Source organism: Citrobacter youngae (assembly GCF_003818115.1).
In the GTDB taxonomy this organism is placed as follows: Bacteria; Pseudomonadota; Gammaproteobacteria; order Enterobacterales; family Enterobacteriaceae; genus Citrobacter; species Citrobacter youngae.
Genome location: NZ_RPOI01000005.1, coordinates 249,041 through 265,484 on the forward strand (window position 1 = coordinate 249,041; position 16,444 = coordinate 265,484).

Sequence of the window (16,444 nt, forward strand, 5' to 3'; positions counted from 1 at the left end):
ATTGGGCTGTTGCCCACGGTTTCTGACCGTAACCCATGTATCGGCACCTTAAATTCGAACTTTAGAAAATTTTTACTTTCCGCCCATTTTTTTCTTAGCCCCGGAAATACCCGCTTTAATTACCACTATTCCGCGCATTATTTTTGCAAAACTATTATTAAACTTTGCGCGCAGATTGCCGATATAGCGGTTAACTACTGTTTGCAATCACAAGGAATTAGGCATGCCTTCATTTACATCACTGGGCGTTGGCTCGAACTTACCACTGGACACATTGCTGACAAACTTAACCACTGCTGAGAAAAAGCGCTTAACGCCCATTACCCAGCAGCAGAGCGCTAACACCTCGCGTCTGACCGCGTACGGTACGCTGAAAAGTGCATTAGAAAAATTTCAAACGGCGAATACCGCACTGAACAATGCCGACCTGTTTAAAAGCACCACGGCAACCAGCAGCACAGAAGACTTAAAGGTCAGTACGACCGCCGGTGCTGCTCCCGGTAAATATACCGTCAGCGTGTCCAAACTGGCACAAGCACAGTCGCTATCAACCACGTCCAAAATTACCTCTACCAAAGAACAGTTGGGCGATACCAGTGTTGATGAACGCACCATAACGATTTCACAACCGGGTCGTAAAGAACCCCTGGAAATCAAATTAGGCAAAGGCGAAACCTCTCTGGAGGATATTCGTGACGCCATTAACGATGCGGACAGCGGTATTTCGGCAAGTCTGGTAAAGGTTAAGGAAGACGATTATCAGTTAGTGTTAACCGCGGAAAGCGGCACTGAAAGCGAAATGACCATCTCAGTCTCGAATGATTCGAAACTGAGCGATTTACTGTCCTATGACAGCAAAGCGGGCAGCGGCAAAATGAAGCAACTGGTCGGTGCGCAAAATGCGAAACTGACCGTCAACGGCATTGATATTGAACGTCAAAGCAATACCGTAACTGACGCACCGCAGGGCATCACGCTGCAACTGACCAAAGAAGTCAAAGATGCCTCAATCACGGTAACAAAAAGTGATGAAAAGGCCACAACGGCAATTAAAGCCTGGGTGGAAGCCTATAACTCACTGGTCGATACCTTTGGTACGCTGACTAAATATAAAGAAGTTGAACCGGGTGAAGCGGCCAGTGCAGATAACGGCGCATTACTGGGCGACAGTGTTCTCCGTACCATTCAAAACGGTATTCGTGCGCCATTTGCTAACAGCGGCAGCGAGTCCCCGTTTAAAACCATGTCTGAGATTGGCATTACTCAGGACGGTGGTACCGGCAAGTTAAAAATTGATGAAGAAAAACTGGCTAAGGCACTGAAAGATAACACAGCAGCGACCCGTGAACTGTTGGTGGGTGACGGCAAAGAAACCGGTATTACCACCAAGATTGCCACCGAAGTAAAAAGCTATCTGGCCGATGACGGTATTATCGACAATGCGCAAGACAATATTAACGCCAACCTGAAACTGCTGACTAAGCAGTATCTGACCGTGAGTAACAGCATTGATGAAGTCGTGGCTCGCTATAAAGCACAGTTTACCCAACTCGATTCCATGATGAGTAAGCTGAACAGCACCAGTACCTATCTGGGCCAACAATTTTCAGCGATGAATAATTCCTGATAACACGAGGTAAGCATGTATACCGCGAGCGGTACCAAAGCCTATGCACAGGTCAGCGTGGAAAGCGCCGTGATGAGCGCCAACCCGCATCAGTTGATCGAAATGTTGTTTGATGGCGCACATAGCGCCCTGGTGCGCGCTCGTCTGTTTATGCAGCAAGGCGATATCGTTGCCAAAGGTGAGGCATTAAGCAAGGCAATCAATATCATCGATAATGGTCTGAAGGCGGGCCTGGACCACGAAAAAGGAGGAGAGATCGCCACCCATCTTTCTTCGTTGTACGACTATATGGTTCGCCGTTTATTGCACGCAAATCTGAATAATGATTGTCAGGCGATTGAAGAAGTCGAAGGGTTGCTCGGAAACATCGCGGATGCCTGGAAACAGATCTCACCAAACGCGTCGTCCCAGGAGTCCCGTTAATGACCTCAGCCGTGGAGTTTATCAACCGTTGGCAGCGCATTGCGCTGCTCAGTCACTCGCTGCTGGAACTGGCGCAGCGAGGTGAATGGGACCTTTTACTGGAACAGGAAGTTAGCTATCTGCAAAGTATTGAAGTGGTCATGGAAGAACAAACTCCATCTGGCATCACGCGAAGCGTTCAGGATTTGATTGCCGGGTATATTAAACAGACGCTGGATAACGAACAGTTGCTCAAAGCATTACTACAGCAGCGTCTGGATGAACTCAGCACGCTGATCGGTCAGTCAACCCGCCAGAAGACGCTAAATAACGCCTACGGTCGGCTTTCCGGTATGTTACTGGTTCCGGATGCGCCAACTGCCCCACAATAATTTCCCGCTTCGTCTGAATAATCTTCCATACTCCAGAGGTCGGCCAAACGGCTTCTGGAGCACGGAAGATGAAAAACCCCACCTTATTGCAGTACTTCCACTGGTATTACCCTGATGGCGGCCAGCTCTGGTCGGAACTCGCCGCACGCGCGGACGGACTTAATGATATCGGCATCAATATGATATGGCTGCCTCCTGCCTATAAAGGTGCGTCCGGCGGATACTCCGTTGGCTATGACACCTACGATCTGTTTGATTTAGGCGAATTCGACCAGAAAGGCACTATTGCCACCAAATACGGCGATAAAAATCAGTTACTGGCGGCAATCGACGCGTTAAAGCACAACGATATCGCGGTACTGCTGGATGTGGTGGTCAACCACAAAATGGGGGCCGACGAGAAAGAACACATTCAGGTTCAGCGCGTAAACGCCGATGACCGCACGCAGATTGACGATGAGATTGTCGAATGCGAGGCCTGGACGCGGTACACCTTCCCTGCCCGTGCGGGTCAGTACTCTCAATTCATTTGGGACTACAAATGCTTTAGCGGCATCGATCATATTGAAAATCCCACCGAGGACGGCATTTTTAAAATCGTGAATGATTATACCGGCGAAGGCTGGAACGATCAGGTCGATGACGAACTGGGCAACTTTGACTATCTGATGGGCGAAAATATCGATTTTCGCAATCATGCCGTGACAGAAGAGCTCAAATACTGGGCACGCTGGGTGATGGATCAAACCCATTGCGATGGTTTTCGCCTGGATGCCGTCAAACATATCCCGGCATGGTTCTATAAAGAGTGGATCGAGCACGTCCAGGAGGTGGCACCCAGGCCGCTGTTTATCGTCGCGGAATACTGGTCCCATGATGTCGATAAACTGCAAACCTATATTAACCAGGTCGAGGGGAAAACCATGCTGTTTGATGCCCCTTTGCAAATGAAGTTTCACGAAGCGTCCCGCCAGGGTCGCGATTATGACATGAGCCAGATTTTCACCGATACGCTGGTGGAGGTCGATCCCTTTCATGCGGTGACGCTGGTTGCGAACCATGACACCCAGCCGTTACAGGCGCTGGAAGCCCCCGTCGAGGCGTGGTTTAAGCCGCTGGCCTACGCGCTGATCCTGCTGCGCGAAAACGGTGTGCCGTTGGTGTTCTACCCCGATCTTTACGGGGCACATTACGAAGACACTGGCGACGATGGCGAAACTTATCCTATCGACATGCCCATCATCGAACAGCTTGATGAACTGATCCTCGCACGTCAGCGCTTCGCTCACGGCGTACAGACGCTCTTTTTCGATCATCCTAACTGTATCGCCTTTAGCCGCAGCGGAACGGACGACGATCCCGGCTGCGTGGTTGTTCTGTCTAACGGCGATGACGGGGAGAAGACCATCAATCTCGGCGCGAATTACGGCAATAAAACCTGGCGTGATTATCTGGGAAATCGCGAGGAAAGCGTGGTCACCGATGAAAATGGCGAAGCAACGTTTTATTGTAACGGCGGGAGCGTCAGCGTGTGGGTCATTGAAGAAGTGATTTAAAACTCAACCCCGGTGGCCATTGGCTACCGGGGCGTATGGCTTATGGCAATGGCGTAGGCAACGGCGTTTTCTTTAACGCATCGGCGCACTCCTGCGTCGGGCGATCAACCCGCTGCAGCGTCATACCGTCATATTCCAGCGTATTGCCGTCACGCTCAATCTCATACAGCTCGCGTTTCACCGTCACGTTGGTGAGATCGCCAGAGAGCATCGTTAGCTTGCCCGGCAGCGCGATCACTCGCTGCCACTGACGGCAATCCAACGTATCCCCCTCTTTTGTGACAATCAGACTGGCGATCGCTTCCGGGCTCACCAGCGCGCGCTGCGGACCTTTCGACTGCCAGTATCCTGCCAGACCGGCAGGAGCTGGTGTTTTCACCACGTCATTATAATTTTGTACCTCGGCGCAGCCAGCAAGCACCAACAATGCACCAACGATTGCTAATTTTTTCATCATTCATCCTGCATGCGAAGAAAAGGGGATTGTGGCATTAAAGCCCTGATGTCGCCAGCCTTTCGGCAGCCCGGAGAAAGATTGATCCAGACGGTGTTACCTCTTATTACTCATAGTCAAAAATTCTGATCGGTGTAATATCCACGCTTCTTGTTACATACCTTCTGAGTTCAGAGGCAAAACGCATGTCATGGCAACACTTCAAACAGGCCTGGTTAATTAAATTTTGGGCCCCTGCCCCTGCGGTTATCGCAGCGGGTATTCTCTCCACTTACTATTTCGGCATTACGGGAACCTTCTGGGCCGTTACCGGCGAATTTACCCGCTGGGGTGGGCAAATCCTGCAACTGTTTGGCGTGCACGCCGAAGAGTGGGGATACTATAAACTGATCCACCTCGAAGGTTCGCCCCTGACGCGTATCGACGGGATGATGATCCTCGGTATGTTCGGCGGCTGTTTCGCTGCCGCACTGTGGGCCAACAACGTCAAATTACGCATGCCGCGCAGTCGGATCCGCATTCTGCAGGCGGTGGTCGGCGGGATGATCGCCGGTTTCGGCGCCCGTCTGGCAATGGGCTGTAACCTGGCCGCGTTTTTTACCGGCATTCCACAGTTCTCGCTGCATGCCTGGTTCTTCGCGCTGGCAACGGCTATGGGCTCATGGTTTGGCGCCCGCTTTACCCTGCTACCGATGTTTCGTATTCCGGTCAAAATGCAGAAAGTTTCCGCCGCCTCGCCGCTGACGCAAAAACCGGAACAAGCGCGTCGTCGTTTCCGCCTCGGTATGCTGGTATTTATCGGCATGATCGGCTGGGCGCTATTGACCGCAATGGACAAGCCGAAGCTGGGTCTGGCCATGTTGTTTGGCGTTGGGTTCGGCCTGCTGATTGAACGGGCGCAAATCTGCTTTACCTCGGCCTTCCGCGATCTGTGGATTTCCGGGCGCACCCATATGGCAAAAGCCATTATCTTCGGCATGGCGGTGAGCGCCATTGGTATCTTTAGCTATGTGCAACTGGGCGTTGAGCCGAAGATTATGTGGGCTGGTCCAAATGCGGTGATCGGCGGCTTACTGTTTGGTTTCGGTATCGTGCTGGCGGGCGGGTGTGAGACCGGCTGGATGTACCGCGCGGTTGAGGGCCAGGTGCATTACTGGTGGGTGGGGCTGGGAAACGTTATCGGCTCGACCATTCTGGCTTACTACTGGGATGACTTTGCCCCTGCCCTTGCCACTCGCTGGGATAAAGTGAATCTGCTCGACACCTTTGGGCCGCTCGGCGGGCTACTGGTGACTTATCTGCTGTTGTTTATTGCATTGATGCTCATCATCGGTTGGGAAAAACGTTTCTTCCGCCGCGCAGGGCTGACGCCTGCTAAGGAATCCGCATGAAAAATATCGTCCCTGATTATCGCCTCGACATGGTCGGTGAACCGTGCCCTTACCCGGCGGTCGCCACGCTGGAAGCCATGCCGCAGTTGAAGAAAGGTGAAATTCTGGAAGTGGTCAGCGATTGCCCGCAGTCAATCAACAATATTCCGCTGGATGCGCGTAACCATGGGTACACGGTGCTGGATATTCAGCAGGATGGGCCAACGATTCGCTATCTGATTCAAAAATAAGTGTAGGCCGGATAGCGCTGCGCTTATCCGGCCTACATTCTCTGCTTATTGCACCTACACCTGCATGGACATCACTTCCTGGTAGGCTGATACCAGTTTGTTGCGCACCTGAATACCCATCTGCATCGAAACCGACGCTTTCTGCATATCGGTCATCACATCATTCAGCGCAATGCCTGGTTCACCCAGGGTAAATTTTTCAGCCTGAACGCGAGAGGCGGTTTGCACATCGCTGATTCTGTCCAATGCCGCGTGCAGCTGACCGGCAAAACTCACGGTCGATTGTGGCTGCACATCCTGCATTTTCGCTGACATTGCCGTGGCCTGTAGCTGACTGATAACCCCTTCAATCCCCTGTATTGCCGACATTCTGATCCCCTGGATGATTTTTTACGTAGCAGAGATTACCAGCTCGTCAATAAGATAAAGGCGCTAAATAACGATAAAAAACCTCGGTTTTTAACGCATAGAAAAATTCGAAACCGCAAATAATGAGACCGTCAATTTTTCGAGTTTGCTGACCCGGGAGTGAGTCTTGTTCCACTTTGCAAAAAACGCCGTCCACGATAAGCCACGAGGTGCGAGATGAGTGCGACAGCATCGACTGCAACCCAACTGAAACCTCTCGAGTGGTTAAATCGCCTGCGCGCGAATCCCAAAATCCCTCTGATTGTGGCGGGTGCCGCTGCCGTCGCTATCATCGTTGCGATGGTCCTGTGGGCCAAAGCACCTGACTACCGCACACTGTTCAGCAACCTATCCGATCAGGACGGTGGCGCGATTGTCACGCAGCTGACGCAGATGAACGTTCCTTATCGTTTCACTGAGGGAAGCGGCGCCATTGAAGTCCCTGCTGATAAAGTTCATGAACTGCGTTTACGCCTGGCACAGCAAGGCCTGCCGAAAGGCGGCGCGGTGGGCTTTGAGTTACTGGACCAGGAAAAGTTTGGTATCAGCCAGTTTAGCGAGCAGGTCAACTACCAGCGAGCTCTGGAAGGCGAATTAGCCCGTACCATTGAAACACTGGGGCCGGTAAAACGCGCCCGTGTCCATCTTGCGATGCCCAAACCATCACTGTTCGTACGTGAACAAAAAGCCCCTTCTGCCTCCGTCACGGTAAACCTGGAGCCGGGTCGAGCACTGGACGAAGGTCAGATTAGCGCGGTAACGCATCTGGTCTCCAGCGCTGTCGCAGGCTTGCCGCCGGGCAACGTGACGCTGGTCGATCAGGCAGGACATCTGTTAACCCAGTCGAACACCAGCAGCCGCGACCTGAACGATGCGCAGCTGAAATATGCCAGCGATGTTGAAGGTCGCGTACAGCGTCGTATTGAATCAATCCTGTCGCCCATTGTCGGTAACGGCAACGTACATGCACAGGTTACTGCCCAGCTGGATTTCGCCAACAAAGAGCAAACCGAAGAGAAGTACAGCCCAAATGGCGACGACTCACAGGCTGTTCTGCGTTCACGTCAGCTTAACGTCAGCGAGCAGATAGGAAGCGGAGCGCCTGGCGGCGTACCGGGCGCACTGTCTAACCAGCCCGCGCCGGCGAATACGGCCCCGATTAATACACCACCGGCAAATCAGCAAAACCCGCAGAATGCGCAAACCACGCAAACGGCGAATAACGCCAATGCCGGACCGCGCAGCACGCAGCGTAACGAAACCAGCAACTATGAAGTTGACCGTACAATTCGTCACACCAAGATGAATGTGGGTGATGTACAGCGCCTGTCGGTGGCGGTAGTGGTCAACTATAAAACGTTACCGGATGGCAAACCGCTGCCGTTAACCGCCGACCAAATGAAACAAATTGAGGACCTGACCCGCGAGGCCATGGGCTTCTCTGAAAAACGCGGCGATACCCTGAATGTCGTGAACTCCCCCTTCACCGCAAGTGATGACGCGGGCGGAGAGCTTCCATTCTGGCAACAGCAGTCCTTTATTGATCAGCTAATGTCCGCTGGCCGTTGGTTGCTGGTTCTGTTGGTGGCCTGGATCCTGTGGCGTAAAGCGGTGCGTCCGCAGTTGATGCGTCGCAGCGAAGAGGTCAAAGCCGCACAAGAACAAACACGTATTCGCCAGGAAACGGAAGAAGCGGTTGAAGTTCGCCTCAGCAAAGACGAGCAGACCCAGCAGCGCCGTAACAACCAGCGGCTGGGTGCTGAAGTCATGAGCCAGCGTATTCGTGAAATGTCAGATAACGATCCGCGCGTCGTGGCGCTGGTCATTCGCCAGTGGATAAATAACGAACATGAGTAATCTTAGCGGCACCGATAAAAGCGTCATCTTATTGATGACCATTGGCGAAGATCGCGCGGCGGAGGTCTTTAAGCACCTTTCCACGCGCGAAGTACAGGCCCTCAGTACGGCAATGGCCAACGTGCGTCAGATCTCCAACAAGCAGTTGACGGAGGTTCTGGCCGAATTTGAACAAGAAGCCGAGCAGTTTGCCGCACTGAACATCAACGCCAACGAATACCTGCGCTCCGTGCTGGTAAAAGCGTTGGGCGAAGAACGTGCCTCCAGCCTGCTGGAAGACATTCTGGAAACTCGCGATACCACCAGCGGCATTGAAACGCTCAACTTTATGGAGCCACAAAGCGCCGCCGATCTTATTCGCGACGAGCACCCGCAGATTATCGCCACCATTCTGGTTCACCTCAAACGGGGCCAGGCCGCCGATATTCTGGCGCTGTTCGACGAGCGCTTACGCCACGATGTCATGCTGCGTATCGCGACTTTCGGCGGCGTACAGCCTGCCGCACTGGCAGAACTGACCGAAGTGCTGAACGGGTTGCTCGACGGTCAGAACCTCAAGCGCAGCAAAATGGGCGGCGTGAGGACAGCAGCAGAAATTATCAACCTGATGAAGACGCAGCAGGAAGAAGCGGTTATTACCGCGGTACGCGAATTCGACGGCGAGCTGGCGCAGAAAATTATCGACGAGATGTTCCTGTTCGAAAATCTGGTGGATGTCGACGATCGCAGCATCCAGCGTCTGTTGCAGGAAGTGGATTCCGAATCGCTGCTGATAGCCCTGAAAGGTGCCGAGCAACCATTACGCGAGAAGTTCCTGCGCAACATGTCGCAGCGTGCCGCCGATATCCTGCGCGACGATCTTGCCAACCGCGGTCCGGTACGTTTGTCGCAGGTGGAAAACGAACAGAAAGCAATTCTGCTTATCGTACGTCGTCTGGCCGAGACCGGCGAGATGGTGATCGGCAGCGGCGAGGATACCTATGTCTAACGATCTGCCATGGAAAGTCTGGACGCCTGACGATCTCGCCCCGCCAATGGCGGAGTTCATACTGGCCGATCATACCGACGATCAGCCGTCCGACGAGACAGAGGAGCCACAGCTATCTGCGGAACAACAGCTTGAGCAGCAGTTGGCGCAAATGCAGCTCCAGGCCCATGAGCAAGGATATAATGCCGGCCTGGCTGAAGGTCGGCAAAAAGGGCACGCACAAGGTTATCAGGACGGACTGGCCCAGGGTCTGGAGCAGGGTCAGAACCAGGCTCGCGCCCAACATGCGCCGATTCATGCCCGCATGCAGCAACTGGTCAGTGAGTTTCAGAATACACTGGATGCCCTGGACAGCGTCATTGCATCGCGCCTGATGCAAATGGCGCTGGAAGCGGCGCGCCAGGTTATCGGCCAGACACCCATCGTGGATAACGCCGCGCTGATTAAGCAAATCCAACAGCTGTTGCAACAGGAGCCGCTGTTTAGCGGTAAACCGCAGTTGCGCGTCCATCCGGACGATCTGCAGCGGGTGGAAGATATGCTGGGGGCGACCCTCAGTCTGCACGGCTGGCGACTGCGTGGCGATCCAACGTTGCATCACGGTGGCTGTAAAGTCTCTGCTGATGAAGGCGACCTGGACGCCAGTGTTGCCACCCGCTGGCAAGAGCTCTGCCGTCTGGCAGCGCCGGGAGTCGTGTAATGACCACTCGCCTGACTCGCTGGCTCAACACGCTGGACAACTTCGAAGAAAAAATGTCGCTGCTGCCTGCGGTGCGTCGTTACGGGCGTCTGACCCGCGCCACCGGGCTGGTACTGGAAGCCACAGGTCTGCAGTTGCCGCTGGGTGCCACCTGCGTCATTGAGCGTCAGGATGGCAACGAAACCCAGGAAGTCGAAAGCGAAGTGGTTGGCTTTAATGGTCAACGCCTGTTTCTGATGCCGCTAGAAGAGGTCGAAGGCGTTCTGCCGGGCGCGCGCGTTTACGCGAAAAACATCGCCGGCGAAGGGCTGCAAAGCGGGAAACAATTACCGCTGGGTCCTGCCCTGCTGGGGCGTGTTCTCGATGGCAGCGGGAAGCCGCTTGATGGGTTGCCTGCACCCGACACCACGGAAACAGGGGCGCTAATCACCCCGCCATTTAACCCCCTGCAACGTACCCCGATTGAACACGTGCTGGATACTGGCGTACGGCCTATCAATGCGCTGTTAACCGTCGGGCGCGGTCAGCGAATGGGGCTTTTCGCTGGTTCCGGTGTGGGTAAAAGCGTCCTGCTCGGCATGATGGCACGCTATACCCAGGCTGACGTCATTGTTGTCGGTCTGATTGGCGAGCGTGGACGCGAAGTTAAAGATTTTATTGAAAATATTCTTGGCGCCGAGGGACGTGCACGCTCGGTGGTGATTGCCGCTCCGGCGGACGTTTCCCCGCTGTTGCGTATGCAGGGTGCAGCCTACGCCACGCGCATCGCCGAAGATTTTCGCGATCGCGGCCAGCACGTGCTGCTGATTATGGATTCCCTCACCCGTTATGCAATGGCACAGCGTGAAATTGCACTGGCGATCGGCGAACCTCCGGCAACGAAAGGCTATCCGCCGTCGGTGTTTGCTAAATTACCCGCACTGGTTGAACGGGCTGGTAACGGTATTCATGGCGGCGGTTCCGTGACCGCATTTTATACCGTACTGACCGAAGGCGACGACCAACAGGACCCTATTGCTGACTCCGCCCGTGCCATTCTCGACGGTCACATTGTCCTGTCCCGTCATCTGGCCGAGGCCGGTCACTATCCGGCCATTGATATTGAAGCCTCAATCAGCCGCGCAATGACCGCATTGATCAGCGAGAAACATTATGCGCGGGTACGCAACTTTAAGCAGCTACTGTCCAGTTTCCAGCGTAACCGCGATCTGGTCAGCGTAGGCGCCTACGCCAAAGGCAGCGATCCCATGTTGGATAAAGCCATTGCCTTATGGCCACAGCTGGAAGCATTTTTACAGCAAGGCATCTTTGAACGAGCCGACTGGGAAGACTCCCTGCAGGCTTTGGATCTGATTTTCCCTGGTGTGTGATTAAGCAGGAGAGCATAGGTCATGGCACAACATGGTGCGCTGGCAACACTTAAAGACCTGGCTGAAAAAGAAGTCGATGACGCAGCTATCTTATTAGGCGAGATGCGCCGCGGATGTCAGCAGGCGGAAGAGCAGTTGAAGATGCTGATCGATTATCAGCATGAATATCGCAACAATCTTAATAGCGATATGGGTCAGGGTATTACCAGTAATCGCTGGATTAACTATCAACAATTTATTCAGACGCTGGAAAAAGCGATTGAGCAACATCGCCATCAGCTCAACCAATGGACGCAGAAAGTGGACCAGGCGTTGAGCAGTTGGCGCGATAAAAAGCAGCGACTGCAGGCATGGCAGACTCTGCAGGACAGGCAAACCACAGCCGCGTTACTGGCTGAAAACCGCCTGGATCAGAAAAAAATGGATGAATTTGCTCAGCGTGCAGCTATGAGGAAACCCGAATGATTACTTTACCCCAACTGATTACCACCGACACCGACGTAGCCGCAGGTCTTCAGTCAGGCAAAGCGGTAGATTCCCCCGAGGATTTTTTAGCGTTGCTGGCAGGTGCATTAGGTGCAGGCGATGCACAGGGTAAAGACGCCCCGCTGTCACTGGCCGATTTACAGGCCGCAGGCAGCAAACTGCAAAAAGGGTTATTGCAAAAGAATGGTGATACCGCGCAGACGCTAAAATTAGCCGATCTGCTGACACAAAAAGAGGTCCAGACCGAGGCGTCGCTGGCCGACCTGACTGATGCACAACAGTTGCTGTCTGCGCTCACGCCGTCACTGAAGGTTAATGCCCTGACAACACTGGGCAAAACCGCACAGCAGGATGAAAAAACCGCCCGTCTGAGCGATGACGATCTCGCCAACCTGAGTGCGCTGTTCGCTATGCTGCCAGGGCAACAGGTAACCACTCCGGCTGTTGATGCCACCCCAGCCCCTGCGGATGCTACGCTGTCGGTGCTGTTACGTGGTAATGCCCCCAGCACGACTGCCGATAGCGCCAGTGAATTACTGACCGGCGAAGGGAAAAAAGGTAAAGCAGATACAGCGATGCATGCCAGTGGCGCGGATCAGACCAACAATGCTGGTTTCACCCCATTAACGGCAGCGGCAGCAACGCGCGCAGAGATTGAAAGTTCACCGTCACCAACCAGCGTTGGCGCAACAATAGCTCCGCTGGCTGGCACACAGACACATGCGCAGCCGTTACCGACTGCCGCGGCTCCGGTATTGAGCGCCCCGCTGGGAAGCCATGAATGGCAGCAATCACTGAGTCAACACGTCACGCTGTTCACCCGCCAGGGCCAGCAAAGTGCGGAACTGCGCTTGCATCCGCAGGATCTGGGGCAAGTGCAGATTTCCCTCAAGCTTGATGACAACATGGCGCAACTGCAAATGGTCTCGCCTCATAGCCACGTTCGCGCGGCGCTGGAAGCGGCATTACCCATGCTGCGCACGCAGTTGGCTGAAAGCGGGATCCAACTGGGGCAAAGCAGTATCAGCAGCGAAAGTTTCGCCGGTCAGCAACAGTCGTCTTCACAGCAACAACAGGCTGGGCGTGCACATGGACAAGATATTTTTGCTCCCGAAGATGATGCTGTTCTGGCCACGCCTGCCGCACTGCAAGCCGCGGCTCGCGGTGATGGTGCAGTAGACATCTTCGCCTAACGCCAGAGGTAGCATGATTATCCGCGTCTTTTCCACGCTTTGTCGTGGTCAGGACACGGGATAATCAGCCTATAAGCTGTACCGAAACAGGAAGCCCGTATCTGATGACTGACTCCGCGATTAACAAAAAGAGTAAACGCGCTATTTGGATCCCTCTGCTGGTGTTAATTACGCTCGCCGCCCTCGCTACTGCGGGCTATAGCTACTGGCGCATGCAGCAGCAACCGTCCGCCAGCGTAAAAGCGGAACCGGCTCCACCGCCTGCCCCAGTGTTCTTTGCACTGGATACGTTTACCGTCAATTTAGGTGATGCGGATCGCGTGCTGTATATCGGTATCACACTGCGCATGAAAGACGAGGCGACACGCTCGCGTCTGAACGAATATCTGCCAGAAGTGCGCAGCCGTCTGCTGCTATTGTTCTCTCGCCAGAACGCCGCCACGCTCGCAACAGAAGAAGGCAAACAGCAGCTGATTGCCGCTATCAAAGAGACGCTCGCGACTCCGCTCGTTGTCGGGCAGCCGAAACAGGTTGTCACCGACGTTCTTTATACAGCTTTTATTCTGCGGTAAAGACATGGGCGACAGTATTCTTTCTCAGGCTGAAATCGACGCATTGCTTAACGGCGATAGCGAAACTAAAGACGAACCCATTTCCGGTATCGCAAATGAAAGCGATATTCGTCCTTATGATCCCAACACTCAGCGCCGCGTCGTTCGTGAGCGTTTGCAGGCGCTGGAGATCATTAACGAACGCTTTGCGCGCCAGTTCCGTATGGGGTTATTTAACCTGCTACGCCGCAGCCCGGATATTACCGTGGGCGCGATCCGTATCCAGCCCTACCACGAGTTTGCACGTAACTTACCGGTTCCGACCAACCTGAACTTAATCCACCTGAAACCGTTACGCGGGACAGGTCTGGTGGTGTTCTCACCGAGTCTGGTGTTTATCGCCGTAGATAACCTGTTCGGCGGTGATGGTCGTTTCCCGACGAAAGTCGAAGGCCGTGAATTTACGCACACTGAACAACGCGTCATCAACCGCATGCTGAAACTGGCGCTGGAAAGCTACAGCGACGCGTGGAAGGCTATCAACCCGCTGGAAGTGGAATATGTCCGTTCCGAGATGCAGGTGAAGTTTACAAATATCACCACCTCCCCGAACGACATCGTGGTGAACACCCCGTTCCACGTTGAAATCGGCAACCTGACCGGTGAATTTAACATCTGTCTGCCATTCAGCATGATTGAACCGTTGCGCGAACTGCTGGTAAACCCACCGCTGGAAAACTCGCGTAATGAAGATCAGAACTGGCGCAATAATCTGGTGCGTCAGGTTCAGCATTCTGAACTGGAACTGGTAGCAAACTTTGCTGACATTCCGCTGCGGCTGTCCCAGATTTTGAAGCTGAAACCCGGCGATGTACTGCCGATTGAAAAACCCGACCGCATTATTGCTCATGTGGACGGCGTACCTGTGCTGACCAGCCAATATGGCACCGTAAATGGTCAGTATGCGTTACGCGTAGAACATTTGATAAACCCGATTTTGAATTCGCTGAATGAGGAACAGCCCAAATGAGTGACATGAATAATCCGTCCGATGAGAACACTGGTGCATTGGACGATCTGTGGGCTGACGCGTTAAACGAGCAAAAAACAACGACCACCAAAAGTGCGGCCGATGCGGTATTCCAGCAGTTAGGTGGCGGCGATGTCAGCGGTGCGCTGCAGGATATCGACCTGATCATGGATATTCCGGTCAAGCTGACCGTTGAATTGGGCCGCACCCGCATGACCATCAAAGAGCTACTGCGCCTGACGCAGGGTTCGGTCGTCGCGCTGGACGGTCTGGCGGGCGAGCCGCTGGATATTCTGATCAACGGTTATTTGATTGCTCAGGGTGAAGTTGTGGTAGTCGCAGATAAATACGGTGTACGTATTACTGACATTATTACCCCATCTGAACGTATGCGTCGTCTGAGCCGTTAACGATGAATACCCAGGCCACCGTCGCTCAGCCCGCTGCTGTACCCGGCTCACCGTTAGTGCAGGTCAGCGGCGCGCTGCTGGGGATCATTGTGTTGATCCTGGGAGCCGCCTGGCTGATTAAGCGCCTGGGATTTGCCCCCAAAAGCGTCGGTACGCGTGGACTGAAAGTTTCAGCCAGTACCTCATTAGGCCCACGTGAGCGGGTGGTAATTGTTGAGGTCGAAGACGCGCGCCTGGTGCTGGGCGTTACAGCGTCGCAGATCAACGTTCTGCATACCCTCCCCCCGGCACCTGCCAGTGCAGAAGAAAAAGCGGCCTCCCCTGCGGATTTCCAGGCCATGATGAAGAGTTTGCTGAAGCGTCCTGGGAGATCCTGATGCGCCGTTTGTTATTCCTCACGCTGACGGGTGTGTGGCTGTTCAGCCCAGCAGCCCTGGCCCAACTACCGGGTCTGGTTAGCCAGCCGCTGCCCGGCGGCGGACAAAGCTGGTCATTGCCCGTCCAAACGCTGGTGTTTATCACCTCGCTGACGTTCCTGCCCGCTATTTTGCTGATGATGACCAGCTTCACCCGCATCATCATCGTTTTTGGCCTGTTACGTAATGCGCTGGGAACACCGTCAGCACCGCCGAACCAGGTTTTACTTGGACTGGCGCTGTTTTTGACCTTTTTCATCATGTCGCCGGTGATCGACAAAATCTACATTGATGCGTATCAACCCTTCAGCGAAGAGAAGATCTCCATGCAGGAAGCCATGGAGAAAGGCGCACAGCCGTTGCGTGAGTTTATGCTGCGTCAGACCCGTGAGGCCGATCTGGCTCTGTTCGCCCGCCTGGCAAACAGCGGCCCGTTACAGGGGCCTGAAGCCGTACCGATGCGCATTTTGCTGCCGGCTTATGTCACCAGTGAGTTGAAAACGGCATTCCAGATAGGTTTTACCATTTTCATTCCATTTCTGATAATCGATCTGGTTATCGCCAGCGTCCTGATGGCGCTCGGGATGATGATGGTGCCACCTGCCACCATTGCACTCCCATTCAAGCTCATGCTGTTTGTGCTGGTTGACGGCTGGCAGCTGCTTGTCGGCTCGCTTGCACAAAGCTTTTACAGTTAGAGGCGCGAAATGACTCCTGAATCGGTCATGATGATGGGCACTGAGGCGATGAAAGTTGCCCTTGCCCTTGCCGCACCTTTGTTGCTGGTTGCCCTCGTTACGGGTCTTATCATCAGTATCCTGCAGGCGGCAACCCAGATTAACGAAATGACGCTGTCCTTCATTCCGAAAATTGTCGCGGTCTTTATTGCCATCATCGTTGCCGGTCCGTGGATGCTTAATTTGCTGCTCGACTACGTGCGTACGCTGTTCAGCAATATTCCCTACATCATCGGGTAAACGACG

20 protein-coding genes are annotated in these 16,444 nt (G+C 53.9%); 18 read left to right on the forward strand and 2 right to left on the reverse strand.

Annotated features, from left to right (window positions below):
- Positions 1–223 precede the first annotated feature (223 nt).
- The 4 genes from fliD (at position 224) to amyA (ending at position 3,977) form a co-directional block, all read left to right on the forward strand.
- A complete protein-coding gene (gene fliD / locus EHN13_RS05330) occupies positions 224–1,627 on the forward strand; it encodes a flagellar filament capping protein FliD (RefSeq protein WP_101743183.1) in 1,404 nt (467 codons plus the stop codon).
- 15 nt (positions 1,628–1,642) lie between these two features.
- Positions 1,643–2,050, forward strand: coding sequence for a flagellar export chaperone FliS (fliS, locus tag EHN13_RS05335; RefSeq protein ID WP_005127744.1), 408 nt, complete (start codon positions 1,643–1,645; stop codon positions 2,048–2,050).
- On the forward strand, positions 2,050–2,421 hold the full coding sequence (gene fliT / locus EHN13_RS05340) for a flagella biosynthesis regulatory protein FliT (protein WP_048211316.1): 372 nt from the start codon (positions 2,050–2,052) through the stop codon (positions 2,419–2,421). Before fliS ends, fliT begins: the two co-directional genes overlap by 1 nt.
- Positions 2,422–2,489: 68 nt before the next feature.
- Positions 2,490–3,977, forward strand: a complete 1,488-nt coding sequence (amyA, locus tag EHN13_RS05345) for an alpha-amylase (protein ID WP_124021009.1) — start codon at positions 2,490–2,492, stop codon at positions 3,975–3,977.
- Positions 3,978–4,017: 40 nt separating this feature from the next.
- Here amyA and yedD read toward each other — a convergent pair whose 3' ends face one another.
- Positions 4,018–4,431: a lipoprotein YedD gene (gene yedD / locus EHN13_RS05350; RefSeq protein WP_048211314.1), complete on the reverse strand. Its 414-nt coding sequence runs from the start codon at positions 4,429–4,431 to the stop codon at positions 4,018–4,020.
- 137 nt (positions 4,432–4,568) lie between these two features.
- Here yedD and yedE point away from each other — a divergent pair, with 137 nt between their 5' ends.
- On the forward strand, positions 4,569–5,822 hold the full coding sequence (gene yedE / locus EHN13_RS05355) for a selenium metabolism membrane protein YedE/FdhT (RefSeq protein WP_323528139.1): 1,254 nt from the start codon (positions 4,569–4,571) through the stop codon (positions 5,820–5,822).
- Positions 5,819–6,052 carry a sulfurtransferase-like selenium metabolism protein YedF gene (gene yedF / locus EHN13_RS05360; protein ID WP_000790504.1) on the forward strand — a complete coding sequence of 78 codons (234 nt, stop codon included), beginning with the start codon at positions 5,819–5,821 and terminating at the stop codon, positions 6,050–6,052. The genes yedE and yedF overlap by 4 nt, the downstream gene beginning before the upstream one ends.
- Before the next feature lie 54 nt (positions 6,053–6,106).
- Here yedF and fliE read toward each other — a convergent pair whose 3' ends face one another.
- Positions 6,107–6,421: a flagellar hook-basal body complex protein FliE gene (gene fliE, locus EHN13_RS05365; RefSeq protein WP_005127749.1), complete on the reverse strand. Its 315-nt coding sequence runs from the start codon at positions 6,419–6,421 to the stop codon at positions 6,107–6,109.
- A 216-nt stretch (positions 6,422–6,637) separates the two neighbouring features.
- Between fliE and fliF the strand changes: the two genes are divergently transcribed.
- The 12 genes from fliF to fliQ all read left to right on the forward strand — a co-directional run bounded on the left by fliF (position 6,638) and on the right by fliQ (position 16,438).
- Entirely contained in the window at positions 6,638–8,317 is a 1,680-nt protein-coding gene (gene fliF, locus EHN13_RS05370; RefSeq protein WP_048211312.1) for a flagellar basal-body MS-ring/collar protein FliF, read from the forward strand.
- Positions 8,310–9,305: a flagellar motor switch protein FliG gene (gene fliG / locus EHN13_RS05375; RefSeq protein WP_048211311.1), complete on the forward strand. Its 996-nt coding sequence runs from the start codon at positions 8,310–8,312 to the stop codon at positions 9,303–9,305. The genes fliF and fliG overlap by 8 nt, the downstream gene beginning before the upstream one ends.
- A complete protein-coding gene (gene fliH, locus EHN13_RS05380) occupies positions 9,298–10,005 on the forward strand; it encodes a flagellar assembly protein FliH (protein WP_124021010.1) in 708 nt (235 codons plus the stop codon). Before fliG ends, fliH begins: the two co-directional genes overlap by 8 nt.
- Positions 10,005–11,375: a flagellar protein export ATPase FliI gene (gene fliI, locus EHN13_RS05385; protein WP_005127755.1), complete on the forward strand. Its 1,371-nt coding sequence runs from the start codon at positions 10,005–10,007 to the stop codon at positions 11,373–11,375. The genes fliH and fliI overlap by 1 nt, the downstream gene beginning before the upstream one ends.
- 21 nt (positions 11,376–11,396) lie before the next feature.
- Positions 11,397–11,840: a flagellar export protein FliJ gene (fliJ, locus tag EHN13_RS05390; RefSeq protein ID WP_124021011.1), complete on the forward strand. Its 444-nt coding sequence runs from the start codon at positions 11,397–11,399 to the stop codon at positions 11,838–11,840.
- On the forward strand, positions 11,837–13,054 hold the full coding sequence (gene fliK, locus EHN13_RS05395) for a flagellar hook length control protein FliK (RefSeq protein ID WP_115643226.1): 1,218 nt from the start codon (positions 11,837–11,839) through the stop codon (positions 13,052–13,054). The genes fliJ and fliK overlap by 4 nt, the downstream gene beginning before the upstream one ends.
- A 104-nt stretch (positions 13,055–13,158) precedes the next feature.
- Positions 13,159–13,626, forward strand: coding sequence for a flagellar basal body-associated protein FliL (gene fliL / locus EHN13_RS05400; RefSeq protein ID WP_048211308.1), 468 nt, complete (start codon positions 13,159–13,161; stop codon positions 13,624–13,626).
- A 4-nt stretch (positions 13,627–13,630) separates the two neighbouring features.
- A complete protein-coding gene (gene fliM, locus EHN13_RS05405; protein WP_005127760.1) occupies positions 13,631–14,635 on the forward strand; it encodes a flagellar motor switch protein FliM in 1,005 nt (334 codons plus the stop codon).
- Positions 14,632–15,045, forward strand: coding sequence for a flagellar motor switch protein FliN (fliN, locus tag EHN13_RS05410; protein ID WP_005127761.1), 414 nt, complete (start codon positions 14,632–14,634; stop codon positions 15,043–15,045). Before fliM ends, fliN begins: the two co-directional genes overlap by 4 nt.
- Positions 15,046–15,047: 2 nt before the next feature.
- A complete protein-coding gene (gene fliO / locus EHN13_RS05415) occupies positions 15,048–15,422 on the forward strand; it encodes a flagellar biosynthetic protein FliO (RefSeq protein WP_048211307.1) in 375 nt (124 codons plus the stop codon).
- Positions 15,422–16,159 (forward strand): flagellar type III secretion system pore protein FliP, encoded by a 738-nt coding sequence (gene fliP / locus EHN13_RS05420; protein ID WP_124021012.1) that lies wholly within the window; start codon positions 15,422–15,424, stop codon positions 16,157–16,159. The genes fliO and fliP overlap by 1 nt, the downstream gene beginning before the upstream one ends.
- A 9-nt stretch (positions 16,160–16,168) precedes the next feature.
- Complete coding sequence (gene fliQ / locus EHN13_RS05425) at positions 16,169–16,438, forward strand: flagellar biosynthesis protein FliQ (protein WP_003030425.1); 270 nt, start codon at positions 16,169–16,171, stop codon at positions 16,436–16,438.
- The last annotated feature ends 6 nt before the right edge of the window (positions 16,439–16,444 follow it).